This window comes from Pseudidiomarina salinarum, assembly GCF_000753715.1.
Taxonomy (GTDB): Bacteria; Pseudomonadota; Gammaproteobacteria; order Enterobacterales; family Alteromonadaceae; genus Pseudidiomarina; species Pseudidiomarina salinarum.
Genome location: NZ_JPER01000001.1, coordinates 695559 through 720322, shown reverse-complemented (window position 1 = coordinate 720322; position 24764 = coordinate 695559). Strand labels below are relative to the sequence as shown.

Genomic DNA, 24764 nt, shown 5'->3' with positions numbered 1-24764 from the left:
TCAGGCTGCGTCTTTCGGTGGAAATTTAGGCTCAAATAAGCCCAGCTCCATCGCTTCCCGCACCAATGCCATAATATCCAAATCGGAAATTTTAAATAATTCGTCTGCACTCGGAATAGTGTAGTAAATCGGCTGCATAATATCGATCCGGTAAGGCGTGCGCAACGCATCCAGCGCTACCAGCGGCTTACGCTCCGGCTTATCACTGTGAATCGCATATTCGGTTTCGCCCGGCGACGACAAAATACCACCGCCGTAAATGCGCAGCCCCTGCTCTGTCTGCATCAGACCAAACTCAACAGTAAACCAGTACAACCGGGCAAGATAAACCCGCTCTTTCGGGCTTGCCGCCAGGCCAAGTTTGCCATACTGGTGCGTATAATGGGCAAACGCCGGGTTTGTGAGTAGCGGACAGTGGCCAAAAACTTCGTGGAAAATGTCTGGCTCCTGCAGATAGTCAAATTCTTCGCGGGTGCGAATAAAAGTTGCCACCGGAAATTTCTTATTCGCCAGCAACTCAAAAAATTTATCGAACGGTATCAGCGCCGGAACCTGAGCGACCTGCCAGCCCGTGGTCGCTTCCAGCACTTCGTTAAGTTCATGCAGCTGTGGAATCCGGTCGCGTGGCAGGTCAATCAGTTCCAGTCCGTGCATGTACTCATCACAGGCCTTGCCAGGAATATGAATTAACTGACGCTCAACCAGATCACGCCAGATCGCGTTTTCTTCGTCACTCCAGTGAATGATCCCGTTTTCATCAGGCTGTCTTGAAACATACTTACTTTGTTTACCCATAACTGACTTCTTCCCCCTTCTGCTCTCCGGTAACGGCCGTAGCCGCCACATAGCTCAGTGCCTGGTCCAGGTCGGCAATAATATCTTCTACAGCTTCCAGCCCCACCGACAGGCGGATCAGGGTATCTGTGATCCCGGCCTGTAATCGCGCTTCCTGCGGATATGCAGAATGCGTCATTGAGGCGGGATGCTGAATCAAAGTTTCAGCGTCGCCCAGACTAACTGCGATAGTAATCAGCTGCAACTGGTCTAATACCGCTCGGGCATCATTCAGCGTACCCTTCAGTTCAAATGCAATGACCGCACCGGCTCCATGCATCTGCGTGCCCATCAGCCGCTGCGCCGGGTGATCGGCAAAACCGGGAAAATGCACGGCATCGATCTGCGGATGCTGTTGCAGGTACTGGGCTACTTCTGCCGCATTCTGGCAATGCCGTTGCATACGTACATCCAGCGTTTTCAGGCCGCGTAAAATCAACCAGGCATCATGAGGGCTCATGGTCGCCCCCATATCTTTAAGTGTAGTACTTTTTATCAGCGCTATATCGTCCGCATTACCGCAGATAATACCGGCCACGACATCGCCATGGCCGTTCAGATACTTAGTCGCGCTGTGAATAACCAGATCAGCGCCCTGCTTCACGGGCTGCTGTAACAACGGCGTCATAAAGGTATTGTCAACAATAACCCGGGCGCCGCCCTGATGAGCGATAGCGGAAACTACGGAAATATCTATTACTTTCAGATGCGGATTTGCCGGCGACTCCACGAATAGCAGACGGGTAGCAGGACGCATTGCTGCCTGCGTTGCATCAGGGTCTGCCATATCGACAAAATCAACATCAATACCAAAGCGGGTAAACAGATGCGAAAACAAAGCATAGCTGCAGCCATATACGGCATCGGAAATAAGGACATGATCACCGTGCCGTAAAAACGCCAGCATTGCCGCTGAAATAGCGCCCATACCCGTGGCTGTGGCGGCGGCGCATGGGTAGCCTTCTAATGCAGCTACCCGGCGTTCCAGTTCATCGGTGGTGGGGTTACCCAGACGGGAATAAACATAGCCTGGCTCAGCGCCGGCGAACCGCGCGGAGCCCTGCTCGGTATTGGTAAATGAAAATGTTGCTGTTTGGTATAGCGGTGCAACCAGCGCGCCATGCTCATCCGGACGTTTGCCGCCATGGATGGTCAGTGTTGCTGGCTGCCATTGCGTATTGTCGTTATTATTTTTGCGCATTGGCAGAATGTCCTCTTACAGTGGTCAGTAAGAGTGCATCCTGCCTCAGTGCAACGCAACAGCGACTGAATAGATGACGAGCAAATAAAGTGTAACGCTATTTTTCCACTTGCCGGTTAAAGCTGGTTCAGTTCCCGATCAATTTTGTACGCATTCGATGTCACGTAGCGTTCGATGTTTTGTAACCGCTGTTCCAGTTCACCGAAATCAGTACTAACCTCACGCAGCGCACGGCGCGGCGGTTCACCCGCCTGCCATACCTTGGTTTTCAGTTCGATGGGGTCGTGGTCACCGTTATTTGCAGCAACGGGCTTTTCATCAAGAATCATCCAGGCGGCAATATAAATCACCACCACAAAACCGTGACCAAATATCACGGCGGTGACCGCGATGATCCGGACTAACCAGGTTTCAATATTGAAATAGTTCGCTATGCCGGCGCACACCCCGGCAATTTTAGCGTGCTTTTTATCGCGATAAAGCGTTTTTCTTGAAGTTTCGGTAGCCATTAGCGCTCCCTCCACTTTGGTGCTTCCGCATCGAGTATCGACTCCAGGGTTTTGATGCGTTCCCGCATCTGTTCACCCTGCCGGGCCAACGTCTGCAACTGAGCAATTTCTTCTTCCGTCAGACCCTGGCTTATTTTTCTCTGGCTGCGGTAATGCATCACAATCCAGATCGGTGCCACAATCACCATAAAGATAATAATCGGGGCTACCATAAGTTCAGCGATAGAATCCATAATAGTGTCTTCTCATTATTTAGAGTGAATGAACACCCGCAAGGCGGGTGCTCAGTTATTCCGCATCAGCAGATTTCTTGTTTTTATTCACGCGCGCTTTTAATGCATCCAGCTCGGCGTCAATTTTATCCGCACCTTCCAGCTCGGCAAATTCATCGCGCAGCGTCCGCTTGCCCAGGTCATAAGCATCAACCTGCGATTCAAGATCATCGATCTTAGCTTCAAAGCGCTCAAAACGGTACATTGCATCATCAATTTTGCCACTATCTATAGTCTTTTTAACATCAAGACGAGTACTAGCGGCGCGTTGACGCATGATGATAGTTTTCTGACGAGCTTTGGCATCAGCAAGTTTTTCCTGCAACTGACCGACTTCATCGTTCATACGATTCAGATGCTCGTCGATACGATCAATGTCTGCCTGCAAGCTGGCAACATGATCACCGGCTTTTTTCTTTTCCTGCAATGCCAGGCGAGCCAGATCATCACGATCCTTGCTTAACGCCAGCTCAGCTTTTGATTCCCACTCAGCTACTTCTTTTTTAAAGCGGTTCATCTGCCGTTCAGTGTCTTTCTTCTCGGCAATCAGGCGCGCTGAGGTAGAACGAACTTCAACTAACGTATCTTCCATTTCCTGAATAATCAGGCGAACCATTTTTTCAGGATCTTCGGCTTTATCAAGCAAAGAATTGATATTGGAATTTACGATATCAGTAAAACGTGAAAAGATACCCATATTCGTGTCCTCATAAAATTTAAATGTGCTGTCACATTGACGGTCACGAGTAGAGTTGCATGTACCGTGCCAACTTTTCCAGATTAAGCTAAACCCATGTTTTTGCTGGTTTGTTTTATCTGAAGGAAAAAATACGTTGACGCGGTGGTGTTATCAAATACACTAATAATTAGTCATTTTCACCAATAACCAATAATTAAAATTGTGGTGTAACTAATGGTGCAGCAATGAGCCGTCTTCACGAAGCCGATAATTTAATTGGCCAGGCTAACAGCTTTCTGACCGTACTGGAGCAAGTATCGCAAATAGCGCCACTTGATAAGCCAGTGCTCATTATTGGTGAGCGCGGTACCGGCAAGGAGTTAATCGCCGCGCGTCTGCATTTTCTGTCACAACGCTGGCAACAAACCTATCTTAAACTCAACTGTGCCGCGCTTAGCGAAAGCTTGTTGGAGAGTGAACTGTTCGGCCACGAAGCCGGTGCCTTTACCGGTGCACAGAAGCGTCACGAAGGCCGGTTCGAACGCGCGGATAACGGCACGCTGTTTCTTGACGAACTCGCTAACACCTCGTCCTTAGTACAGGAAAAAATTCTCCGCGTTATTGAATACGGTGAATTTGAACGTGTGGGCGGCAGCCGCACGGTACAAACGGACGTCCGCCTGGTTGCGGCGACCAATGAAGACTTACCCACCCTCGCCGATCAGGGTAAGTTTCGCGCTGACCTGCTGGACCGGCTGGCCTTCGACGTCATTACCCTGCCGCCATTGCGTGAGCGGCGTGAAGATATCCTGTTGCTGGCCGAACATTTCGCCGTGCAGATGGCTCGTGAATTAAAGTACGAACTGTTCAGCGGTTTCACCGAAAAAGCCCGACACACGCTGCTTAACCACTACTGGCCTGGCAATGTCCGGGAGTTGAAAAACGCCGTCGAGCGCTCAGTTTACCGTATCGCCAGCGGCCACATTCCGGTTAACGACATTGTGCTTGATCCTTTTGCCAGTCCATGGCGCCCAAGCCCTGCCCCACACCGTTCACAGCCGACTCAGCAGACTGTCGAACCGGCGGATGACGCCGCTCCGGCGCCACCGGCCGAGAGCATGTCGAGTTTGCCCGACTTCTCGAAAGGAACCATAGATTTTAAAGAGGTTACGGCTAACTTTGAAATGGATGTGTTGCAACAAGCTCTGCAGCACGCTCAGTTTAATCAGAAAAAGACTGCTGAACTATTAGGGCTGACCTACCATCAGTTACGAGGTTATCTTAAGAAGTATCAACTGCTCGAGGGACAGTCCGCATCATGAGAACTCTGGCCGCACTGTTAGCGACGCAATGTCTCTTTATCCTGGGCTGCAGCCCACCCAGCGAAGAGATTGCGCCACTTGAACAAGGCTTGATTTATTGCTCAGAAGGCAACCCCGAAAGCTTTAACCCTCAGCTTGGTACCTCAGGGACCACCATTGATGCTACCTCGGCGCAAATTTATGATCGGCTGATCGATTATGATTCCGGACAACAGCAATTTGTGCCGGCACTGGCAACCAGTTGGGAAGCGCTTGATAAGGGCTTACGTTACCGTTTTCATTTGCGCGAGAATGTCGCATTTCAGTCGACCCCATGGTTTACGCCCGACCGGCAATTTAATGCGTACGATGTCCTGTTCAGCTTTAACCGCTGGCTGCAGGACGAACACCCCTATCACGATGTAAATGGCGGTCAGTACCCGTTTTTTGTTTCCAGCGGTTTAATTCATCTTATCGATCGCATTGAACGGGTTGATGATCATATTGTGGATTTTCACCTGGTGCGCCCTGACAGTTCATTTCTGGCTAATTTAGCGACTGATTTTGCGGTTATCCTTTCGGCCGAATATGGTGCCGAGCTTATGCACCTGGCTGCACCACAGCAAATTGACCGCCAGCCGATAGGCACCGGACCTTTTCAGTTCGTGGAGTTCCGTAAAGACTTTGTTATTCGTTACACCCGCAACGAAGATTACTGGCGCGAAGGCCCTTATATTGAACAGCTGGTTTACGTGATCACCCCCAACGCCAATAAGCGTATGCTAAAACTCATCACCGGGGAATGCGATGTCATCCCTTATCCGCTGGTGGATGAGCTGGCGAAACTCGCTTCAGACACCGAAATCGAAGTAACCAGTGAAGTAAACCCAAACATTGCGTTCTGGGCATTTAATACCGAACATCCACCTTTTGATCAGCCAATGGTTCGCCGCGCGCTGGCGCACGCTATCAACCGCCCTGCTATCATCCAGACCATCTACAACGGTAATGCCCGGCTGGCGTCAGGGGTTCTGCCAGAAACCTCCTGGGCGTTCAGCGAGCAGGATCAGACGTATCCTTATGATCCGGAACGCGCACGGCAACTACTGGCCGAGGCCGGTTATCCCGATGGGTTTAGTATGGATATCTGGGCCATGCCGGTTCAGCGGGCGTATAACCCGAATGCCCAGCGTATGGCCGAACTGATCCAATCCGATCTGGCTCGCATCGGCGTCAATGCCGATATAGTCAGCTACGAATGGAATGCCTTCCGTCGCCGGCTGGCCCGTAACGAACATGACAGCGTATTGATTGGCTGGGTGGCGGATAACGCGGATCCGGATAATTTCTTTCGCCCTATTCTGAGCTGCGCCGCCGCGCGTAGCGGCAGCAACCGGGCTAACTGGTGTGATCCCGAATTTGATAAGCTGCTGGTCGATGCTATCAGTGAAACCAACCAGGCGGCGCGTAAAGCTATTTATCAGGATATCGAAAACTACGTATTAGAGAAGGTCCCTTTAGTGCCCATCGCCAACTCACTGCGCTTCCAGGCTCATCGCAGTGATATTAAGGGCGTGGAGTTACCGCCATACGGCGGACTGAGTTTTCGCAAAGCACGCAAAGTTGCCCCTGAAGATATGACCGCAGGGGAGCCGAAGCCATGATTTATTACAGCCTGCGCCGGTTATTTCTGCTGGTCATTACCTTGTGGCTGCTGACAATTTTTATTTTTCTGCTGAATTACCTGTTTCCCGGCGACCCGCTGACAAATATGACCGGTATCCGCGCCGGCGACGAGTTCGCGTACAATATTGCCCGTCAGGCTTACGCCTTTGACCAGTCGATATTCACCCAGTACTGGCACTTCCTTGAGCACCTGTTGAGTGGTAACTGGGGGCAATCCCTGGTCACCCAGCGGCCGGTTTTCGACGACATCTTGCCGCTGCTCGGCGCAACGCTGGAACTAAGCATTCTCGCTATGCTGATATCCTTGGTGTTTGGCGTTTCTCTGGGCCTCTATGCGGCGCTAAATCTTCACCGTCCGGCCGATACCATCATCATGGGGATCAGTCTCAGCGCCTACTCGGTACCAGTGTTCTGGCTGGCTCAGCTACTGATCCTGCTGTTCGCGGTCAAGCTCGGCTGGACGCCTATCTCCAGCCAGATCAATCCCTTATTTGATATTGACGTCGTTACCGGTTCAATTCTCACCGATATTGTGCTCAGCGATGTGCCCTATCGCGCGGCCGCTTTTGCCGATGCCTTAAATCACCTATGGCTGCCTGTTATCGTGCTGGCAGTTATGCCGCTGACGATGTTAATCCGGATCACCCGGGATGCTATGCTGGATGTGCTGCAGAAAAATTATATCCGCGCGGCGCGCGCCCGGGGCCTCAGCGAAGCCCGGATCATGTTGCGCCACGGCCTGCCGAATGCCATGCAACCAGTGGTCCGCCAGTTAGGTCTGCAGTTTAGTATTCTGATGAGTAATATCATCATTGCCGAAATGATCTTTAACTGGCCGGGCATCGGTAGCTGGCTGGTAAAAAGTATTTATGAGCGGGATTATCCCGTTCTGCAAGGGGGGCTACTGACCCTCGCCGCGCTCATTTTGCTGGTTAATGTGCTGGTGGAACTCTTCCACGCCTGGCACTACCCACAGGTGCGTAAGGAGCTTTATGCCGAACGCTAGTATTTACTTCCAGCAGCGTGAACCATCGCCGCTACGGCAGATATGGCTGCATATGAATACCAACCCCTATGCGGTTGCGGCGCTTTATATTCTAGGCATTCTGATGGTCATCATGGTGTTGTCGCCGCTGATAACACCTTACAGCCCCGATCAACAATTTGCCGATGCTATCTCCCATCCCCCTTCCTGGCACGATGAAGGCGAAATACGCTTTCTGTTCGGTACCGATGATTTGGGCCGGGATCTGCTCTCAAGAATTATCGCCGGTTCCGTGTACAGCCTCGGGTACCCGATTCTGGCCGTCGCCATTGCCGCAACTATTGGCATTACTATTGGCGCCTGGGCAGGGATGAGCAGCGGTGTACAGTCCTCTACGCTGAACCATATGCTTGATGTGATTTTGTCCATTCCTTCACTGTTGCTGGCACTGGTGATTATCGCGATTCTGGGGCCAGCGCTGCATAACGTGATGATTGCCATCACCCTGGTTCTGATCCCACAATTTATTCATAGTGTGCACAACGCCATTTACGATGAACGCTACAAAGAATACGTTACCGCTTCGCGGCTGAACGGATGCTCCCGTTGGTATCTGTTAACCCGGGTTATCTTCCCGAACATCACCACAGTAGTGGTGATGCAGCTCACGCTGGCGCTGTCTACCGCCATCCTGGATATCGCCGCCCTCGGCTTTCTGGGGCTGGGCGTGCAGCCGCCGGCGCCTGAGTGGGGCACCATGCTGGCCCGTAGTCTTGATCAGGTTTATTTATCACCCTGGACTATGGTACTGCCCGGCATAGCGTTGTTCCTGACCATACTGTCAATTAACGTGCTGGGTGACAGCATTCGCACGGCAATTCAGGAACGGGTGCGTAACGTATGAATATTCTTGATATCCGTAACCTAAGCATCGAAATTGAAACCAGTAATGGCCCAGTGCGGGTCATTGATAAACTCAGCTTGCAGCTGGCTGAAGGCGAAATCCATACCTTGATTGGCGAGTCCGGCTCAGGTAAAAGCCTGCTCGCTAAAGCTATTCTTGGCTTTATTAACCCGCGCTGGAAAATTACCGCTGATCGGCTCTGGTGGCGCCAGTACGACCTGCTGGCCCTGAGCCGTGCGCAGCGCCGGCAAATCACCGGCCGGGATATGGCGATGATATTCCAGAATCCGGGTACCTATCTGGATCCCAATAGCACGGTTGGCGAGCAACTACGCGAGTCGATTCCCAGCCATGACCTACCCGGCAACATACTGACGCGGCGTAAGCAGATACAAAAGCGCGCTGAGGAACTCATGCATCGCGTTGGTATTAAAGACCATGACGCTATCCTCGAGAGCTACCCCTTTGAACTCTCTGATGGGGTGGCACAGAAAATAAGTATCGCTATGGCTATCGCTCACCGACCCAAGCTGCTTATTGCTGACGAGCCCACGACCGCCATGGAACCCAATATGCGTTCGCAGATCTATCGGTTGCTGGCAAAACTCAGCGCCGGTGATGGGATGTCGATTTTAATGATCACCCAGGATTTAACCGCCGTCATACCTGAAAGTAAGCGTATCAGCTTAGTGTACTGTGGCCAGCTTATGGAAACCGGTCCCACCGAGGATGTGATGCGTGAACCGGTGCAGCCTTATACCGGCGCCATGTTAAGCACCAGCCTGTTCAGCTCGGAGACCAAGCCCAAAAGCCGCCTGCCAACCCTGACCGGCGCTATCCCGACGCTGCAGCATATGCCCATTGGTTGCCGGCTTGGCCCGCGTTGCCCTAATGCCCGCCGCGCCTGCATCGAACAACCACCGCTGCGCTCTTATAAAAAGCATGAATTTGCCTGTCACTACCCGCTGATCGAGGTAGATAGTCATGACTAAAGTGCTGGAAGTGGTTGATATCAGTAAATATTATATTCATAAGACAGGCTGGCTTCCGGGTAAGAAAATATGCGCGCTCGAGCCAATAAGTTTTAGCCTGGAACGGGGCGAAACCCTCGCCATTATGGGCGAGACCGGCTCAGGCAAATCCACTATCGCCAAGCTTATCGCTGGTGCTGAGGTGCCCAGTCAGGGTGATATATTTCTTAACGGTCAACGACTGGATCCACATAACTACCGGCAGCGCTGTCAGCATATCCGGATGATATTCCAGGATGCGCTACGGTCGCTGAACCCGGAAACCAGCGTTGGTGCGCAGCTTGCTGAACCATTACATTTTAATACCGACTGGGATCAGGAAAAGAAAACCAGTCATGTTGTTGAAACCCTGCGCAAAGTGGGATTGCTTCCTGATCACTATAATTTCTATCCACATATGTTATCCAGTGGCCAACAACAACGGGTATGTATTGCCCGCGCCATTATCCTTGAACCGCAGATTATCGTAGCCGATGAAGCCTTCGTCGCATTAGACCCCTCGATTCGTGCGCAGATTATAAATCTAATGCTGGATTTGCAGCAAGATATGGGTATTTCGTTCATTTTCGTCACCCATTCGGCGGAGATCGTGAAACATATCGCTGACAAGATATTGATAATGCATCATGGTAGACTGATCGAGTTTGGAACCACCGAAGCACTGATAAAAAATCCTCAGCAAGAATTAACAAAAAATTTATTGCACGCTGAGAGCAAACATAATGTGCTGACTCACTCAACAATACAGGAGTAACGCTTTGGAAACAGGTACGCTTATTTCACTAGCGCTCTATTTTATTGCCATGCTGGGCATTGGCCTCTACGCATATAAAAAATCAACCGCAGATCTATCTGGCTATATGCTTGGCGGACGTCAGTTGGGGCCCGCAGTAACAGCCCTGTCAGCCGGCGCTTCCGACATGAGCGGCTGGATGCTCATGGGACTGCCCGGTGCCATCTATATATCCGGCGTATCACAACTCTGGATTGCGGTGGGCTTGCTTGTTGGTGCCTATCTTAACTACATCATTGTGGCCCCCCGTCTGCGCACTTATACCGAAGTTGCCAATGATTCCATCACTATTCCTGACTATTTCGCCAATCGCTTTGATGACCGGACGCGTATGCTCCGGGTCTTTTCATCGATTGTCATCGTGGTGTTTTTTACGCTCTACACATCTGCCAGTCTGGTCGCCGGTGGCAAGCTGTTTGACAGCTCCTTTGGTCTGGATTACAACACCGGCCTGTGGATCACTGCGGGTGTAGTCTGTGCTTATACGCTGTTCGGCGGCTTCCTGGCCGTCAGCATGACCGACTTTGTGCAGGGCTGTATTATGTTTGTCGCGCTGGTGCTGGTGCCTATTGTCGCCTTCACAGAACTCGGCGGACTCGGCGATGTTACTGCCGCGGTGGGGTCAATGAACCCGGACTATCTTGGCTTCTTCACCGATGCCGGGAACCCGGACGCTGCGACCAATAGCCTCACCTTTTTAGGGATTATTTCCCTGTTGGCATGGGGCCTTGGCTATTTTGGCCAGCCTCATATCATTGTCCGTTTTATGGCCATCCGCTCAGTAAAAGACATTCCGGCGGCGCGCCGTATCGGCATTACCTGGATGTTCGTTTCCATCATTGGCGCTATGGCAACCGGTTTTGTAGGTATCGCCTACGTTGCCGAAACCAAAATGGTGCTGGCTGACGCTGAAACCATCTTTATCATCTTCTCGCAGTTCCTGTTCCACCCCCTTATCGGTGGCTTCCTGCTGGCGGCAATACTGGCGGCAATTATGAGTACCATCTCTTCGCAGTTGCTGGTCACCTCCAGTTCGCTTACGGAAGATTTCTATAATGCCTTCTTGCGTAAAAACGCCAGCGATAAAGAACTGGTACTGATCGGTCGCATTTCAGTGCTTATTGTTTCCTTAGTCGCAATCGCGCTGGCATGGAATCCTAACAATACCATTCTTGGCCTGGTAGCAAACGCCTGGGCTGGCTTTGGTGCGGCATTCGGACCAGTGATTATTCTTAGCCTGTTCTGGCGCCGTATGAACCGTCACGGCGCGCTTGCCGGTATGCTGGTTGGTGCCGCTACCGTGCTATTCTGCATCTACGTGCCGGCGATTAATGGCAATACCATCAGCAGCTACGTGTATGAAATCATTCCTGGCTTCATTCTCTGTACGCTGGCGGTCATCATCGTTAGCAAACTGACGGCTCCACCTGCCAAAGAGCTGACGGATACCTTTGAGAAAATGGAACGTTCTTTTGATTAACTGAACATGCTTCAGGCAAACAAAAAAGCCCCGGCAGTTTGATAGCTGCCGGGGCTTTTCTTTTACATCCTAAACTATCCCAAACGTTCGCTATAAAGTTCGAGTTCACTCAGAATATACTCTTTCATACGCATGGTTGACTCATAGCCAATGTCGATCGCCTCGTTGCCCCGTTCAAACTCAAGCAAGCCGATATGACCGAGCTTTGGCTGAATCAATATATCAGGTGGATCGCCGGCAATACGCGCCTTAGTGATACGCTCCTGCATGATATCTATAGCGCCGGCCATTACGCCAAACATTCCCGGAGCTTTCACTGACGGGGTGGAAAAGCGCTCCTTCATCGAGTCCCAGTAATCCTGACTGGCGCTGACGAAGTTTCTGAAGAAGCCTTCTTCGTCCTGCTCAGCTTCCCCTGGTACCTTAGCTTCAGCCGGCCTGGAGTCAATTGCCCGCATCTCGCCGTTCACATCAATTTCGGGATCAACCTGCGGCGCTGTATGCCGTGACCGCTGTTCAATCGCGGCCGTATTTAGTTGTGAATTCAGGTGTACGGCAATAACGAACTCAGCTCCCAAAGCTCTCGATAGTGACACCGGAACCGGGTTTACCAGACCGCCATCAACTAACCAACGACCGTTATTTGAACAGGGTGCTAGTAAACCGGGCATCGCGCAGGAGGCACGTGCAGCATCATAAATATCACCTTCCCGTAACCAGACTTCCCGACCGGTATAGAGATCGGTAGCTACCGCACCAAACACCATCTTAAGGTCTTCAATTGACACCGAGCCGAACCGTTCACGGGCATGTCCAAAAACTTTCTCGCCCTGAATGATACCGCCATGGCTAAAGCCGAAATCAAGCAGATTAAAAACCTGCCAGCGGCCCATGTCGCGCACCCACTCCTCAACCTCATCCAGACGACCGGAAGCAAAACCGGCCCCTACTAAGGAGCCGATTGATGTGCCTGCAACAATTTTTACATTGATTCCCATTTCTTTCAGAGCTTTTATTACTCCGATATGAGACCAGCCGCGAGCGGCACCAGAACCTAGCGCTAAAGCTATCTGGATGTCATTCATACATTCTTCCTGAAATTAAATTAACTCGTCATCATTAAATTCAGCATCCTTTGATGACTTAGCTGCTTTTTCAGCCGCCGAATCTTCTTTTACCGGCTTCGCCAGTAATTGCTCGCGAATCTGACTCTCGATATCGGCTGCTATGGCAGGGTTTTCCGCAAGGAATTTCATCGCATTGGCTTTACCTTGCCCAATTTTATCGCCCTGGTAACTATACCAAGCACCGGCCTTATCGACAATTTTCTGCTTCACACCTAAATCAATGAGCTCGCCGTCTTTTGAAATGCCTGAACCATAAAGGATCTGGAATTCAGCCTGTTTAAATGGTGGCGCAACTTTATTTTTGACCACTTTTACCCGGGTTTCATTACCAATAACTTCATCACCCTCTTTCACTGCGCCGGTACGGCGAATATCCAACCGCACCGATGAGTAAAATTTCAGAGCATTACCGCCGGTGGTGGTTTCAGGGTTGCCGAACATGACACCAATTTTCATCCGGATCTGGTTGATGAAAATACACATGGTGTTTGATTTTTTAATATTAGAAGTCAATTTACGCAGTGCCTGAGACATCAGCCGCGCCTGCAAGCCCACATGGGTATCACCCATTTCGCCTTCAATCTCCGCTTTCGGAGTCAGGGCGGCAACGGAGTCGACTACCACGACATCAACGGCGCCGGAACGCACCAGCATGTCACATATTTCCAGCGCCTGCTCGCCGGTATCAGGCTGCGACACCAGTAGCTCGTCGACGTTCACGCCAAGCTTTTTGGCGTAAATCGGGTCAAGGGCATGCTCCGCATCCACAAAAGCACAGGTTTTCCCCTGCTTCTGTGCCTGCGCGATAACCTGTAAGGTCAGCGTGGTTTTACCACTGGATTCAGGACCATAAACTTCAATTACGCGGCCGTACGGCAGTCCGCCAATACCTAATGCAATATCAAGCCCTAATGAGCCCGTAGATACCGAGTCGATATCCAGCGCCCGGTTATCACCGAGTCGCATAATAGAACCTTTACCAAACTGGCGTTCAATCTGGCCGAGTGCTGCATCAAGGGCTTTTTGTCTGTCGTTGCTCATGCTAATGTCCATTCTGTTGGTAGCTGTTGATTTGAGTATACTGTGTTTTTATACAGTATCAAGGTATTTTTTTATAACTTGTTAAAGCATGTTCAATAGCAGCGATTCTGACCGCTTCACGATCACCCGGAAAATGGTGCTGCCAACTGATACATTGATCGGCCCAGGCCAGCCCGAACCACACCAGCCCGACCGGTTTTTCCTTACTACCGCCAGTAGGTCCGGCAATGCCTGTGGTCGAGATTGCCACATCGACCCCAACTTGCTCCAATGTATGGCATGCCATCGCCTCTGCGGTTTCCGCCGATACCGCGCCGTGCTGCTGTATAACCTCTTTCGCAACGCCCAGCACATCATGCTTTACTTCATCCATATACGTAATAAAGCCACCGGCAAACCACTGTCCGCTACCGGGGACTGTGGTAATAGCATAACCCATTCCGCCGCCGGTGCAGGATTCAGCCGTCGCCACCGTCCATCCCCGCGCCAACAACCAGCGCCCTAATTCTGCTGCTGAATCTGTTGTACTTTGTGGTACCATTTAGCTTCTCCCAAATCGCTCGCAATCGACTTAATAACGGATAATAACAGGCATGTCGGACGCAACAAATAAGCTGGCTGATCTTTCTTCACATACACCAATGATGCAGCAATATATGCGCATCAAGTCAGAACATGCGGACACCCTTTTATTCTACCGCATGGGCGATTTTTATGAATTATTCTTCGATGACGCCCGGCGTGCAGCTGAACTGCTGGATATTTCTCTGACCCAGAGAGGTGCCAGCAACGGTAAACCTATACCTATGGCCGGCGTACCTTACCATGCCGCTGAAGGCTATCTGGCGCGGCTGTTACAGCTTGGTGAATCCGTCGCCATCTGTGAACAAATTGGCGATCCGGCCACCAGCAAAGGGCCGGTTGAACGTCAGGTGGTACGAATTTTGACCCCGGGTACAGTAACCGATGAAGCGCTACTGTCGGCCAACGAAAACCTATTGATTGCGGTCGCCCCGGGAGATACCTTTGGCATTGCCAGCCTGGACATGGCCAGCGGCCGCTTCAGTGTGCTTGAATGCGGCAATGAGACAGAGCTACAAACCGAACTGCAGCGCCTGCAGCCGGCCGAAATCTTACATCCTGATACCTGGCAGTGGAACACCGGCTGGGTCACTTGTGACTGCGTTCGCCGCCGCCCTGACTGGGAATTTGAGCATGACAGTGCAGTGCAACTGCTGCAGCGGCAATTCGGCGTTCAGCACCTCGACGGTTTTGGTGTGTCACACCTGCCCCAGGCCCTGGGCGCAGCGGGGGCCATTCTCAATTATGTCCGCAGCACCCAGCGCGCTGCCTTACCCCATATCAATGCCATTGTCGCAGAAGCCAATGAAGAAGCCGTTCAGCTCGATGCCGCTACCCGCAGAAACCTGGAACTGGTGAAATCCCTGAGCGGTGCGCCGACCGCGTTGTTCGACATTCTTAATGAAACCGCAACGGCCATGGGCGGCCGGCTGTTGCACCGGTGGCTGCAGCGCCCGTTACGTGATCACCAGCAAATAGCACAGCGTTATGATGCGGTCGCAGCACTGCAGCAGCTTGATCTGCCCTTACTACGCCAGTTATTACGCCAGGTTGGTGATCTTGAACGCATTCTCACCCGGGTTGGCTTACGCAGCGCCCGCCCCCGCGATTTAGCCAGGCTGCGCACCGCCTTCGGCATACTGCCCAACCTCCATACTGCGCTCAACAGTCCGGCGCTACAAAGCTGGACCGCAAGAATCGGTCGCTTCCCGGCACTGGCTGAACTGCTACAGCAAGCCATTATTGAGCAACCACCCATGCTGATCCGGGATGGTGGCGTGATCGCTGACGGCTACGACACCGAGCTGGACGAACAACGCCGGCTGGCAGCCGGTGCCACCGACTTCCTGCAACAAATTGAGCGCCGCGAACGGCAACGTACCGGCATCAATACCCTCAAAGTCGGCTTTAACAGAGTGCACGGCTACTATATTGAAACCAGTCGCGCCGCGGCGCATCTGGTTCCGGCCGATTATCAGCGGCGACAAACACTGAAAAACGCCGAACGCTATATTATTGCTGAACTGAAAACCTATGAAGACCAGGTATTGCAGAGCCAGAGCCGCGCCTTAGCCCGCGAAAAATGGCTATATGGACAGCTCCTGGATCGCCTGAGCGAGCAACTCAGCGAGCTGCAGCAAACCGCCGTGGCGCTTAGTGAAATTGATGTGCTGCGCAGTTTTGCCGGGCAGGCGCAAAGCCATGATTACCAGCGGCCCCAGCTCAGCAAGACGGAAGGTATTTACCTGACTGGTGCGCGCCATCCTGTTATCGAGCGCTTGCAGTCTGAGCCATTTATTGCCAATGACCTGGAATTACAGCCTGATCGCCGGCTATTACTGATTACCGGCCCGAATATGGGCGGTAAATCAACCTACATGCGGCAGACTGCCCTGCTTGCCGTGATGGCACATTGTGGCAGCTTCGTGCCGGCCACCAGCGCCACTTTTGGACCACTGGACCGTATATTTACCCGCATTGGCGCTTCAGACGACCTGGCTTCCGGTCGGTCGACTTTTATGGTGGAAATGACGGAGGCAGCGAACATCCTGCACAACGCGACGCCGCAAAGTCTGGTACTGATGGATGAAATTGGCCGCGGCACCTCAACCTATGACGGGCTGGCGCTGGCCTGGGCCTGCGCTGAAGCTTTGCTGGAGACTAACCGGGCGCTGACTTTGTTTGCGACCCATTACTTTGAATTAACGCAATCCATAGGTAGCCATGCTGGCTGCGCTAATGTGCACGTGAACGCCGTCGAACATGGCGATACCATAGTATTTCAGCATCAGGTGCTGGAAGGGGCTGCAAGTCGCAGTTTTGGCGTACAGGTGGCGCAGTTAGCGGGCTTGCCGGAATCAGTACTGGATGCTGCCAGGCGCCATCTGCAGTTGCTGGAACGCAGTGATCGTGCGGAGCATAGCCCTGCTGCTGAAGCTGTCGCCCCGCAGCCGCCGGTTAGTCCGGCCCCTCACCCGTTGGCAACTGAGTTGAGTAAGCTGAATCTGAACGAGCTCACGCCATTGGCAGCGCTGCAGCTACTGCATCAGTGGCAGCAGCGCTTCGGTGACTGACTGGTTAATCTTTGTGGAACAGGGAATCCAGGTTCAACCCTTGCTGCCCCAGCATATCGCGTAGGCGTTTCAGCGCTTCGACCTGAATTTGCCGGACCCGCTCACGGGTGAGGCCAATTTCACGGCCAACATCTTCAAGCGTCGCCGGTTCATGGCCCATCAGACCAAAACGCCGGGCCAGAACTTCCCGTTGCTTGGTATTCAGGCCTTTCAGCCAGTCGACAATATGTTGCCGCAGATCGTCATCCTGCAATACGCCTTCCGGATCACTGTCATTGTGATCAGACAGGATATCAACCAGCGCTTTGTCGTTGTCACCGCCTAACGGGGTATCAACGGAGGTAACCCGCTCGTTGAGCCGCAGCATCTTGGTCACATCTTCCACCGGCACGTCCATTTTTTCCGCGATGTCTTCGGCGGTGGGTTCGTGATCGAGTTTATGTGCCAGCTCACGCGACGCGCGCAGGTAGGTATTGAGTTCTTTCACCACATGGATGGGTAAACGAATGGTACGGGTCTGATTCATGATGGCCCGTTCAATGGTTTGCCGGATCCACCAGGTGGCATAGGTTGAAAAGCGAAATCCACGCTCGGGATCAAACTTCTCTACGGCCCGGATCAGCCCAAGATTGCCCTCTTCGACTAAGTCCAGCAAAGCCAGCCCGCGATTGGTATAACGCCGGGCAATTTTTACTACCAGCCGCAGGTTGCTTTCGATCATACGCGCCCGCGCTTTCTCATCACCTTTTAAAGCAAGACGCGAAAACTTCACTTCTTCTTCTGCGGTTAATAGCGGCGAATAGCCAATCTCGCTCAGATAGAGCTGCGTAGCATCCATTTTACGCTGATAGCTCGCGCCATTAGCGATAATATCGTCAAAATCTGCTGTAGCGGTGGCAGTATCTTCTCCATCACCGGCTCTAGGTACCACATGTTGTTCGTCGATACTTGCTGTATCGTTCTTACTGCGACTCATTGTGTCCCCCGGGGTAGGTAGTGTCTTGGGTTTACTGACTTACCGCGAAACCGTACTTCAAAGTGAAGCTTAACCTGCTCCGCGTCAGTGTCTCCCATACGTGCAATTTCATCTCCGGCATTCACCCACTGTTGTTCTTTAACCAGCAACTGCTGGTTGTGGGCGTACGCAGTAATATAATCATCGTTGTGTTTCATTATGATTAAATTACCGTAACCTTTTAGTGCATTACCGGCATATACAACTTTTCCGGCTGCGGCAGCATAAACGGGATCATTACGCTGACCGGCAAAATCAAGACCTTTATTCCCTGCTTCAGCAGTGGAAAATTCACGAATCACTTTGCTCCTGACCGGCCATTGCCAGCGAATTGCATTGCTGTCCGGAAACGTTTCAATTCGGCTGCGGGGCATCGGCGTTACCGACGGTTGTTTCGCATCCGATTGCGCAACTTTTTTGTTACGTTCTTTTTTAAGGTACCTTTTATTTGTATCTTGTTCAAGAGGCTGTGCTGGTTTTGTAACAGAATGTTGCAAAACCAGTACCTGACCGGGATAGATCGTATAAGGTTTTGTCAGCTGGTTATAATTTGCCAGGGTTCGCACATCCTGATCGGCACGAAAAGCGATGGAGTACAAGGTATCGCCCGGTTCAACCCGGTAGCTGGTTGATGACAAAGTGGCGCGTTCATAATCGAGAATTGACTTACCCGTGTAGACTTTTTTTACCGGCGCTGCTTCTTCGCGCTGAGCGCAGGCACTCAGCCCCACTACGGCAGCGACAATCACGATCAGCCAGTTAACGGGTCCAGACATAGGCTATTATGGCGACAAGCACCATTCCCCATCCAATTCGATCAACATAGGTACGGAGTTTAATTGCCATTTTCGGACCGCCCGTACGTAATAGCCAGGCAACCAGAAAAAATCGCAGGCCCCGACTGAGTATCGAGCCCAGTACGAACGGAATAAAGAGTACCTGTAGCATGCCGCCGGTTACGGTGAATAATTTATAGGGTAAGGGCGAGAAGCCAGCAATAAAAATTATCCAGAAACCATAGAGCTGAAACCAGCCCGTTACTGTTGCCAGCTTACTTTCATAGCCTGCCCATTCAATTAACGGCAGCACCAACGGCTCAAAAGCCCAGTAGCCCAGCCAGTATCCGAGGATTCCGCCCAATACGGAGGCCACAGTAGTAATAGAGGCAAAATACCAGGCCCGTTGCGGCTGCGTCATGGACATCGGCGCCAGCATCACATCTGGCGGAATCGGAAATATCACTGACTCAGTAAAGCTGATACCCGCCAGAATAAGGGGGGCGCGGCGATGCTGAGACCAGCGCAAAACGCTGTCATACAACCAGCTGAACACTTTCATGACAGCGCTCCGGGAATTAAAGGCACGAATTTGACCGCACCCAGCAGTTTCTGCTCATAATCATCGCCAAAGCGACGGATCACGTAAAGGCGTTGGGTAGTAGTGCCGACCGGAATGATCATCACCCCGCCATCGTTAAGCTGCGCCATCAAATCACTGGGCACATCACTGGCGGCTGCGGTGACCACAATACCGTCAAACGGGGCTTTGCTACGCCATCCCTGCCAGCCGTCACCATGGCGCATGGCAATATTATGCAGGTCCAGCTTTTTCAGCCGCCGTTTCGCCTGGTATTGCAGTTCAGCGATTCGCTCTACTGAATGTACCTGGTCCACCAGCTGCGCCAGAATCGCGGTCTGATAACCACTACCGGTGCCTATTTCGAGCACTTTCTGACAGTGATGCTGCATGAGTAACTGCGTCATGGAAGCAACCATCAGCGGCTGCGATATCGTCTGCCCCTTACCAATGGGTAAGGCGGTATTTTCGTAGGCTTTATGCGCCAGCGACTCGGGCATGAATAAATGCCGTGGCGTCTGCTCCATTACCCGCAGTACGCGTTCATCGGTTATCCCTTCTGCCCGCAGCCGTTCCGTTAAACGGCGAGCCATTCCCTGAAAGTTCTGAATCATGATTTATCAGTTGTCAGCCAGTTCGATAACGTATCTTGATGACTTTTTGCTGTCATGTCGAGGCTCAGCGGCGTAATTGACACATAGCCTTCACTGATCGCATGAAAATCGGTCCCCTCGGCATCATCCTGATGGGCACCAATCGGGCCGTACCAATAGATATCGCGGCCGAACGGGTCTTTATCCTGCACCATGGTTTCGGCACGGTGACGACGACCCAGACGGGTTACTTTTATACCCTTTAATTTTTCGTAAGGTACCGATGGCACGTTAATATTTAAAATGGTATCCATCCGTAGCGGCTGATCAGCCATCTTATTGACGATATCCGCAACCACGCGGGCGGCAGTTTCATAATAGTCGTGGCCGCGCGAGCCCATTGAGACCGCGATTGACGGCAGTCCCATATAGCGCCCTTCCATCGCCGCTGCGACCGTACCCGAGTACAGCACGTCATCGCCCATATTAGGGCCATCATTAATCCCAGAAACCACCAGATCCACGTCATCCGCGATAGGTGAGTTGGTGCCCAGATGCACACAATCAGTTGGCGTACCGGTCAGTGAATAAAAGCCGTTTGGCAACCGGTGAACCCGCAACGGGTTATGCAGGGTTAGCGAATTACTGGCACCGCTACAATTGCGATCCGGAGCAATGACGCGTACTTCAGCAATATCTTTGAGCGCATCGTAAAGGGCCTCGATTCCGGGAGCATGAACGCCATCATCATTACTGACTAACAATTTCATCATGGGGTAACTTACCTTAGTAACTGGTTTTCAAATTGGGTGGTTATTAATTCGCGCAGTACGCTGGTGGCGAAACTACCTTTTGGCAGATTAAATCGCAGCTCTGCGGTAGTTTCATCAAGCGCCTTAAATTCTGACTGCTCTGGCCGCAATAGCAGTGGCCGGCGAGCCGCATCAACCCGATGTTGCTGCAGGCCGGTCACCAGTTCCACGTGGTCGGCCAGTACTGCCGCCTCAAACTCAGCAATCGCGTGGCCGGTAATGCCACTGCCGCTGCCAGGAAGCGGCGCTGACAGCAGCACATCGCCTTCGGCATGACGCGCCAGTAAGGACGGGTCATCAGGCTCAGCGATAAAATAAGACTGGCTGCCAGCCAATATCATCGCATCTCCTGGCTCCGGCAGTAATCGTCCGGCGGCGATACGCGCCGACACCACTTCGTTAAACAGTAGTGCCCTGGCAGCAGATAGCAGCAATCCTTGCTGCGTGCGGCTTAACCGTTGCCGCAACTGGCCAGCGAACCAGAGCTTTGCTTTGGCGATATTTTGTCCATTGTGGCCAAACCGCTGCGCACCAAAATAGTTCGGCACGCCTTTTTCAGCAATCAGCTGCCATCTGTCGCGCAGCGCGGTAAGGTCTGAAACGTCCTCCAGTCGCAAGGTGAAACCATTACCCTGGTGGGCGCCGGTCTTTAACTTACGGGGCTGTAACAAAGCCCGCTGTACACTGAACTCATCATGTTCAAGATCCTGCCAGGCTAACAGTGGCTGACCGGGCAACTGCACCGAAAACCATTGCCGCGTAACGGCGTGGCGATCTTTCAACCCGGCATAGCTTACCTGCCGCTCACCGACACCGGCGAATTTTGCCAGTTGTCCTGCTACATAAGGCGTATTTGCGCCCCGTTTTTCTACCCATAACCACTGATGTTCGCCGGCTTGCTCGGCCTGCGGCTCAAGCAACTCAGTCACTTCAAAGTGTTCGGGTTGTTGTTTAAAGGTGGCGCTGACTGGTGAAACACCATGTAAATAAGCCAGGCTCTTCAGCGTATCTGCGGTTGCAACATCACTCACTGATCAACTCCTGCAACAGTGCCACGGCGTGGCAGGCGATGCCTTCTTTACGGCCGATGTAACCTAATTGCTCGGTGGTCGTCGCTTTAACATTCACCGCGTTAATATCGAGGTCGGTCAATGACGCAATACGCTGACACATATCCGGAATAAAAGGCGCTAGTTTGGGCGCCTGGGCAACCACAGTGACATCAAGGTTGTTCACCCGCCAGCCGCGGCGGGCGACTAAATCAACCACATGGCGCAGTAATTCGCCGCTGTCGGCATTTTTAAACTGCGCGTCGGTGTCCGGAAAATGCTGACCAATATCGCCCAGTGCGGCAGCACCTAACAACGCATCTGACACGGCATGTAATATGACGTCGCCGTCTGAATGGGCAATCAGGCCCTGGCTGTAAGGAACCTGAATGCCGCCTAAAGTTAGTGGCCCTTCGCCACCGAATTTATGGACATCAAAACCGTGACCTATTCGCATTGTTGCTCCTGCAGAATGAGTGATAGAAACGCCGCAGCGATCTGTTCGTCACCCGGTTGGGTGATCTTGATATTTGTGCGTTTGCCCGCCACCAGAAGGGGCTGCTTGCCGAGCAGCTCAAACACCGACGCCTCATCAGTCAGCGCCGGATTATCCGTACCAAGCTGCCGGATTCCGTCAGCCAGCACCCTGGCCGGAAACACCTGAGGAGTCAGCGCGTGCCAGAGCGATTCCCGCGCTACCGAACAGCTTATGCGCTGGGCGGCATCACCGCGTTTCATGGTATCGGCAACCGGTAAAGCTAAAATGGCGCCCGCTGACTCAGTAAGTCCGGCATCGAGCACCGCAGCCAGTTCACCCGCGGACAAACACGGTCGTGCGGCATCGTGTACCAACACGTGCTGAAAACCGTCAGCTACAGCGGCTGTAACGCCCGCCAGTACCGATGCCGCACGACTGTTTCCGCCGGTAACGCGGATTAGCGGAATCGCCAGCTCCGGCTGTAGTTGCTCAAACCATTTATCGTGCTCAGCTACAGCGACATAAATGCACTGTACGCGGGGATCGGACGCTACTGCACGCAAGCTATGTTCAAGCACGGTGCGGTCAAGAATTCGCAGGTATTGCTTGGGCATTGAGGTTCGCATCCGGCTACCGATACCGGCAGCGGGAATGACCGCAGCGACAGAGAAGTTGGCAGGCATACTATTGAGGCTTCACTGGTACCAGCCGGAAAAAGGTTTCCTGGCGCTTAATTAACCCGAGTTCATTGCGCGCGCGCTCTTCCAGCGCCACTTCGCCTTCGCGCAGATCCGCGATATCAGCCGCCAGTACCTGGTTACGCTGCTGCAACCGCATATTGGTTTCGCTTTGCCGGGCAACATCCTGTTGCATCCGCCAGTAATCAGGCAGACTGTTTTTGCCAAACCAAAGGCGATATTGCAGCCCTATCAGCAACACAATAAGTATGAGTTTCAGCAGGCGCATGAGCATCCTCGCGTGATCCAATAAAGTCATTATGAAGCCTTAACCCGCCAGTGAAAAGGCCTTTCCGCGATTTGTCTGTTTTCTGATAGTATAGCCACCCATGGATTACATCTGGATTTTTCTCATCATTTTCAGCGGCGCCTGCCTGCAGGGCATCACCGGCTTTGGCTCAGGCCTGATTGCCGTGCCCCTGCTGAGTCTGTTGCTGCCGCTGACGATGATTACGCCCTTGCTGTCGGTCATTAACCTGACGCTGGCAATTTACCTGAGTTGGGTGCTGCGGCGATATATCAGCATCAAGAAATGGCAGCCCTTGCTGATAGCCGGGGTGGTGGGTACGCTGCTGGGGAATTACGCGCTGGCGTACTACGATCTTGAGTTGCTGCAAAAAGCCATGGCGGTAGCGGTCATTCTGGTTGCCGTCATATTCTGGTCGGGCTTGCAGTTCCATACCCGGGCAACGCCTTTTCAGCAACGTTTTACCGGCTGGCTGGCGGGCTTTGGTAACGGCGCCCTGACACTGGGCGGCCCGCCGGTGGTACTCTTTCTTACCAGTCACCGCCTTGACCGACTGGCTTTCCGCGCTACCCTGGCACTATTTTTTCTGGTACTGGCACTGACCAACGTCACATCCTTCGCGGTGCGGGGTATTTACCATGTCGACCTATTACCGGTACTACTCATTTTGCTTAGCGGCGCCCTCAGCGGAGCCTGGCTGGGCCATTACCTCAGTCCAAAACTATCAGAGCAATTATTCAGAAGGCTGACATTAAGCCTGGTGATGGTGGCGGGACTCGTTGCCTTGTTTATTAGTTGACAGTTATTAGTTGACAGTTATTAGCTGACAATTACCAGCTGACTGTGGTTGCCAGCAGTACTTCGCGTAACGTCAGGGTCCGCGGATCAATACGGCCTTTATGGTTCCACTGATGACCACAGAAAGCCGCTTTCAGTGAACTGCTGTCTGGCTTCACAATAACCAGATGCGCGCCTTCCGGCTCCAGACACTCGCCCTGCAGGCTAAACCAGCCATACTGGTTCAGGTGCACTCGCTCGCCGGGAATATCAATACGGTCAATCGAATCGAGCACGACCCGCTGCAGGCGCGGATCAAAATCAAGCACCGGAACCACATGCCCCAGCCGGGCGCCGCCGGTCAGCCAGCTATAGATACGCTTGGGCTGGCTTTGGGTTCGGTTAAGACGACTCTGCTGCGAGGCCTGCCAGCTGGCATTCTGGTGGTCGAGGGTATAAGGCGCATTGCAACCGAGCATACCGCGGGCGGCACGCTGGACATAATAGGGAACACTGCGCAACCGGCGCTGCAAACCCGACAGGCTGACGGCGGGTAACTGCGCCAGATAGGTCAGCTCCCGTTCATACAACGCGGTGCATAATTCGGGAAAATAATCAGGGCAAGCACCGGCAGGTAAATCCTGCCGGGTCCAGGACTGAAAAATATCGCCTTGCATACTCACCCCGCTTGCCGCTGGCCAG

At 52.5% G+C, this 24764-nt stretch carries 27 protein-coding genes; 9 read left to right on the top strand and 18 right to left on the bottom strand.

Translation table 11 applies throughout. The features are described from left to right. The 5 genes from phhA to pspA form a co-directional block, all read right to left on the bottom strand. A complete protein-coding gene (gene phhA / locus IDSA_RS03475; protein WP_034774224.1) occupies nt 1–795 on the bottom strand; it encodes a phenylalanine 4-monooxygenase in 795 nt (264 codons plus the stop codon). Next, nucleotides 788–2035, bottom strand: coding sequence for a methionine gamma-lyase (megL, locus tag IDSA_RS03470; RefSeq protein WP_051986036.1), 1248 nt, complete (start codon nt 2033–2035; stop codon nt 788–790). Before megL ends, phhA begins: the two co-directional genes overlap by 8 nt. A gap of 116 nt (nt 2036–2151) precedes the next feature. Beyond that, nucleotides 2152–2544 (bottom strand): envelope stress response membrane protein PspC, encoded by a 393-nt coding sequence (gene pspC, locus IDSA_RS03465; RefSeq protein ID WP_034774221.1) that lies wholly within the window; start codon nt 2542–2544, stop codon nt 2152–2154. Further along, a complete protein-coding gene (gene pspB, locus IDSA_RS03460; protein WP_034774218.1) occupies nt 2544–2777 on the bottom strand; it encodes an envelope stress response membrane protein PspB in 234 nt (77 codons plus the stop codon). The genes pspC and pspB overlap by 1 nt, the downstream gene beginning before the upstream one ends. Nucleotides 2778–2832: 55 nt before the next feature. Continuing rightward, the gene (gene pspA, locus IDSA_RS03455; RefSeq protein ID WP_034774215.1) at nt 2833–3513 is read right to left on the bottom strand and encodes a phage shock protein PspA; all 681 of its coding nucleotides are present in this window, start codon (nt 3511–3513) and stop codon (nt 2833–2835) included. A 227-nt stretch (nt 3514–3740) separates the two neighbouring features. Here pspA and pspF point away from each other — a divergent pair, with 227 nt between their 5' ends. From pspF to putP, 7 genes are read left to right on the top strand one after another with little or no spacing between them, the layout of a single operon-like run. Then, a complete protein-coding gene (pspF, locus tag IDSA_RS03450; RefSeq protein ID WP_034774212.1) occupies nt 3741–4817 on the top strand; it encodes a phage shock protein operon transcriptional activator in 1077 nt (358 codons plus the stop codon). After that, a complete protein-coding gene (locus IDSA_RS03445) occupies nt 4814–6460 on the top strand; it encodes an ABC transporter substrate-binding protein (RefSeq protein ID WP_034774209.1) in 1647 nt (548 codons plus the stop codon). Before pspF ends, IDSA_RS03445 begins: the two co-directional genes overlap by 4 nt. Beyond that, nucleotides 6457–7488: an ABC transporter permease gene (locus tag IDSA_RS03440; protein WP_034774206.1), complete on the top strand. Its 1032-nt coding sequence runs from the start codon at nt 6457–6459 to the stop codon at nt 7486–7488. The genes IDSA_RS03445 and IDSA_RS03440 overlap by 4 nt, the downstream gene beginning before the upstream one ends. After that, on the top strand, nt 7475–8371 hold the full coding sequence (locus tag IDSA_RS03435; RefSeq protein WP_034774203.1) for an ABC transporter permease subunit: 897 nt from the start codon (nt 7475–7477) through the stop codon (nt 8369–8371). Before IDSA_RS03440 ends, IDSA_RS03435 begins: the two co-directional genes overlap by 14 nt. Then, nucleotides 8368–9363: an oligopeptide/dipeptide ABC transporter ATP-binding protein gene (locus IDSA_RS03430; RefSeq protein WP_034774199.1), complete on the top strand. Its 996-nt coding sequence runs from the start codon at nt 8368–8370 to the stop codon at nt 9361–9363. The genes IDSA_RS03435 and IDSA_RS03430 overlap by 4 nt, the downstream gene beginning before the upstream one ends. Then, complete coding sequence (locus IDSA_RS03425; RefSeq protein WP_034774196.1) at nt 9356–10156, top strand: ATP-binding cassette domain-containing protein; 801 nt, start codon at nt 9356–9358, stop codon at nt 10154–10156. Before IDSA_RS03430 ends, IDSA_RS03425 begins: the two co-directional genes overlap by 8 nt. 4 nt (nt 10157–10160) lie before the next feature. Continuing rightward, complete coding sequence (gene putP, locus IDSA_RS03420; protein ID WP_034774194.1) at nt 10161–11675, top strand: sodium/proline symporter PutP; 1515 nt, start codon at nt 10161–10163, stop codon at nt 11673–11675. 74 nt (nt 11676–11749) lie between these two features. Here putP and IDSA_RS03415 read toward each other — a convergent pair whose 3' ends face one another. The 3 genes from IDSA_RS03415 to IDSA_RS03405 are packed head-to-tail and all read right to left on the bottom strand — an operon-like array spanning nt 11750 to nt 14384. Continuing rightward, complete coding sequence (locus IDSA_RS03415) at nt 11750–12760, bottom strand: patatin-like phospholipase family protein (RefSeq protein WP_034774193.1); 1011 nt, start codon at nt 12758–12760, stop codon at nt 11750–11752. Between the two features lie 15 nt (nt 12761–12775). Next, on the bottom strand, nt 12776–13843 hold the full coding sequence (gene recA, locus IDSA_RS03410) for a recombinase RecA (protein WP_034774191.1): 1068 nt from the start codon (nt 13841–13843) through the stop codon (nt 12776–12778). A 58-nt stretch (nt 13844–13901) separates the two neighbouring features. Next, on the bottom strand, nt 13902–14384 hold the full coding sequence (locus IDSA_RS03405) for a CinA family protein (protein WP_034774189.1): 483 nt from the start codon (nt 14382–14384) through the stop codon (nt 13902–13904). 52 nt (nt 14385–14436) lie between these two features. Here IDSA_RS03405 and mutS point away from each other — a divergent pair, with 52 nt between their 5' ends. Next, nucleotides 14437–16998 carry a DNA mismatch repair protein MutS gene (gene mutS / locus IDSA_RS03400; protein WP_034774186.1) on the top strand — a complete coding sequence of 854 codons (2562 nt, stop codon included), beginning with the start codon at nt 14437–14439 and terminating at the stop codon, nt 16996–16998. Between the two features lie 4 nt (nt 16999–17002). Here the strand turns inward: mutS and rpoS are convergent, their stop codons facing one another. The 9 genes from rpoS to ftsB are packed head-to-tail and all read right to left on the bottom strand — an operon-like array spanning nt 17003 to nt 23267. Further along, nucleotides 17003–17974, bottom strand: a complete 972-nt coding sequence (gene rpoS, locus IDSA_RS03395) for an RNA polymerase sigma factor RpoS (RefSeq protein WP_034774183.1) — start codon at nt 17972–17974, stop codon at nt 17003–17005. Further along, entirely contained in the window at nt 17971–18762 is a 792-nt protein-coding gene (locus IDSA_RS03390) for a peptidoglycan DD-metalloendopeptidase family protein (RefSeq protein ID WP_232221254.1), read from the bottom strand. Before IDSA_RS03390 ends, rpoS begins: the two co-directional genes overlap by 4 nt. 10 nt (nt 18763–18772) lie before the next feature. Further along, nucleotides 18773–19351, bottom strand: coding sequence for a YqaA family protein (locus IDSA_RS03385; RefSeq protein WP_034774178.1), 579 nt, complete (start codon nt 19349–19351; stop codon nt 18773–18775). Then, nucleotides 19348–19983, bottom strand: a complete 636-nt coding sequence (locus IDSA_RS03380) for a protein-L-isoaspartate(D-aspartate) O-methyltransferase (protein WP_034774175.1) — start codon at nt 19981–19983, stop codon at nt 19348–19350. Before IDSA_RS03380 ends, IDSA_RS03385 begins: the two co-directional genes overlap by 4 nt. Further along, entirely contained in the window at nt 19980–20735 is a 756-nt protein-coding gene (surE, locus tag IDSA_RS03375; RefSeq protein ID WP_034774173.1) for a 5'/3'-nucleotidase SurE, read from the bottom strand. Before surE ends, IDSA_RS03380 begins: the two co-directional genes overlap by 4 nt. An 8-nt stretch (nt 20736–20743) precedes the next feature. After that, a complete protein-coding gene (gene truD, locus IDSA_RS03370; RefSeq protein ID WP_051986035.1) occupies nt 20744–21805 on the bottom strand; it encodes a tRNA pseudouridine(13) synthase TruD in 1062 nt (353 codons plus the stop codon). After that, on the bottom strand, nt 21798–22280 hold the full coding sequence (gene ispF, locus IDSA_RS03365) for a 2-C-methyl-D-erythritol 2,4-cyclodiphosphate synthase (RefSeq protein ID WP_034774171.1): 483 nt from the start codon (nt 22278–22280) through the stop codon (nt 21798–21800). Before ispF ends, truD begins: the two co-directional genes overlap by 8 nt. Continuing rightward, nucleotides 22271–22984 (bottom strand): 2-C-methyl-D-erythritol 4-phosphate cytidylyltransferase, encoded by a 714-nt coding sequence (gene ispD / locus IDSA_RS03360; RefSeq protein ID WP_034774168.1) that lies wholly within the window; start codon nt 22982–22984, stop codon nt 22271–22273. Before ispD ends, ispF begins: the two co-directional genes overlap by 10 nt. A 1-nt stretch (nt 22985) precedes the next feature. Beyond that, complete coding sequence (gene ftsB / locus IDSA_RS03355; RefSeq protein WP_034774166.1) at nt 22986–23267, bottom strand: cell division protein FtsB; 282 nt, start codon at nt 23265–23267, stop codon at nt 22986–22988. Nucleotides 23268–23367: 100 nt separating this feature from the next. On the opposite strand from ftsB, the gene IDSA_RS03350 reads away from it, so the two are divergent. Continuing rightward, complete coding sequence (locus IDSA_RS03350; RefSeq protein ID WP_034774164.1) at nt 23368–24084, top strand: sulfite exporter TauE/SafE family protein; 717 nt, start codon at nt 23368–23370, stop codon at nt 24082–24084. Nucleotides 24085–24115: 31 nt separating this feature from the next. Here IDSA_RS03350 and IDSA_RS03345 read toward each other — a convergent pair whose 3' ends face one another. Beyond that, nucleotides 24116–24739, bottom strand: coding sequence for a hypothetical protein (locus IDSA_RS03345; RefSeq protein ID WP_051986034.1), 624 nt, complete (start codon nt 24737–24739; stop codon nt 24116–24118). Nucleotides 24740–24764 lie beyond the last annotated feature (25 nt).

What these genes read in the sequence shown, in the direction of transcription:
- IDSA_RS03345 (WP_051986034.1), bottom strand. Translation starts at nt 24,739, where the DNA reads ATGCAAGGCGATATTTTTCAGTCCTGGACCCGGCAGGATTTACCTGCC.
- IDSA_RS03350 (WP_034774164.1), top strand. Translation starts at nt 23,368, where the DNA reads ATGGATTACATCTGGATTTTTCTCATCATTTTCAGCGGCGCCTGCCTG.
- IDSA_RS03435 (WP_034774203.1), top strand. Translation starts at nt 7,475, where the DNA reads ATGCCGAACGCTAGTATTTACTTCCAGCAGCGTGAACCATCGCCGCTA.
- ftsB (WP_034774166.1), bottom strand. Translation starts at nt 23,267, where the DNA reads ATGCGCCTGCTGAAACTCATACTTATTGTGTTGCTGATAGGGCTGCAA.
- IDSA_RS03415 (WP_034774193.1), bottom strand. Translation starts at nt 12,760, where the DNA reads ATGAATGACATCCAGATAGCTTTAGCGCTAGGTTCTGGTGCCGCTCGC.
- surE (WP_034774173.1), bottom strand. Translation starts at nt 20,735, where the DNA reads ATGATGAAATTGTTAGTCAGTAATGATGATGGCGTTCATGCTCCCGGA.
- IDSA_RS03380 (WP_034774175.1), bottom strand. Translation starts at nt 19,983, where the DNA reads ATGATTCAGAACTTTCAGGGAATGGCTCGCCGTTTAACGGAACGGCTG.
- ispF (WP_034774171.1), bottom strand. Translation starts at nt 22,280, where the DNA reads ATGCGAATAGGTCACGGTTTTGATGTCCATAAATTCGGTGGCGAAGGG.
- mutS (WP_034774186.1), top strand. Translation starts at nt 14,437, where the DNA reads ATGTCGGACGCAACAAATAAGCTGGCTGATCTTTCTTCACATACACCA.
- IDSA_RS03385 (WP_034774178.1), bottom strand. Translation starts at nt 19,351, where the DNA reads ATGAAAGTGTTCAGCTGGTTGTATGACAGCGTTTTGCGCTGGTCTCAG.
- IDSA_RS03430 (WP_034774199.1), top strand. Translation starts at nt 8,368, where the DNA reads ATGAATATTCTTGATATCCGTAACCTAAGCATCGAAATTGAAACCAGT.
- pspC (WP_034774221.1), bottom strand. Translation starts at nt 2,544, where the DNA reads ATGGCTACCGAAACTTCAAGAAAAACGCTTTATCGCGATAAAAAGCAC.
- pspA (WP_034774215.1), bottom strand. Translation starts at nt 3,513, where the DNA reads ATGGGTATCTTTTCACGTTTTACTGATATCGTAAATTCCAATATCAAT.
- pspF (WP_034774212.1), top strand. Translation starts at nt 3,741, where the DNA reads ATGAGCCGTCTTCACGAAGCCGATAATTTAATTGGCCAGGCTAACAGC.
- IDSA_RS03405 (WP_034774189.1), bottom strand. Translation starts at nt 14,384, where the DNA reads ATGGTACCACAAAGTACAACAGATTCAGCAGCAGAATTAGGGCGCTGG.
- phhA (WP_034774224.1), bottom strand. Translation starts at nt 795, where the DNA reads ATGGGTAAACAAAGTAAGTATGTTTCAAGACAGCCTGATGAAAACGGG.
- rpoS (WP_034774183.1), bottom strand. Translation starts at nt 17,974, where the DNA reads ATGAGTCGCAGTAAGAACGATACAGCAAGTATCGACGAACAACATGTG.
- ispD (WP_034774168.1), bottom strand. Translation starts at nt 22,984, where the DNA reads ATGCCTGCCAACTTCTCTGTCGCTGCGGTCATTCCCGCTGCCGGTATC.
- pspB (WP_034774218.1), bottom strand. Translation starts at nt 2,777, where the DNA reads ATGGATTCTATCGCTGAACTTATGGTAGCCCCGATTATTATCTTTATG.
- IDSA_RS03440 (WP_034774206.1), top strand. Translation starts at nt 6,457, where the DNA reads ATGATTTATTACAGCCTGCGCCGGTTATTTCTGCTGGTCATTACCTTG.
- megL (WP_051986036.1), bottom strand. Translation starts at nt 2,035, where the DNA reads ATGCGCAAAAATAATAACGACAATACGCAATGGCAGCCAGCAACACTG.
- IDSA_RS03445 (WP_034774209.1), top strand. Translation starts at nt 4,814, where the DNA reads ATGAGAACTCTGGCCGCACTGTTAGCGACGCAATGTCTCTTTATCCTG.
- recA (WP_034774191.1), bottom strand. Translation starts at nt 13,843, where the DNA reads ATGAGCAACGACAGACAAAAAGCCCTTGATGCAGCACTCGGCCAGATT.
- IDSA_RS03425 (WP_034774196.1), top strand. Translation starts at nt 9,356, where the DNA reads ATGACTAAAGTGCTGGAAGTGGTTGATATCAGTAAATATTATATTCAT.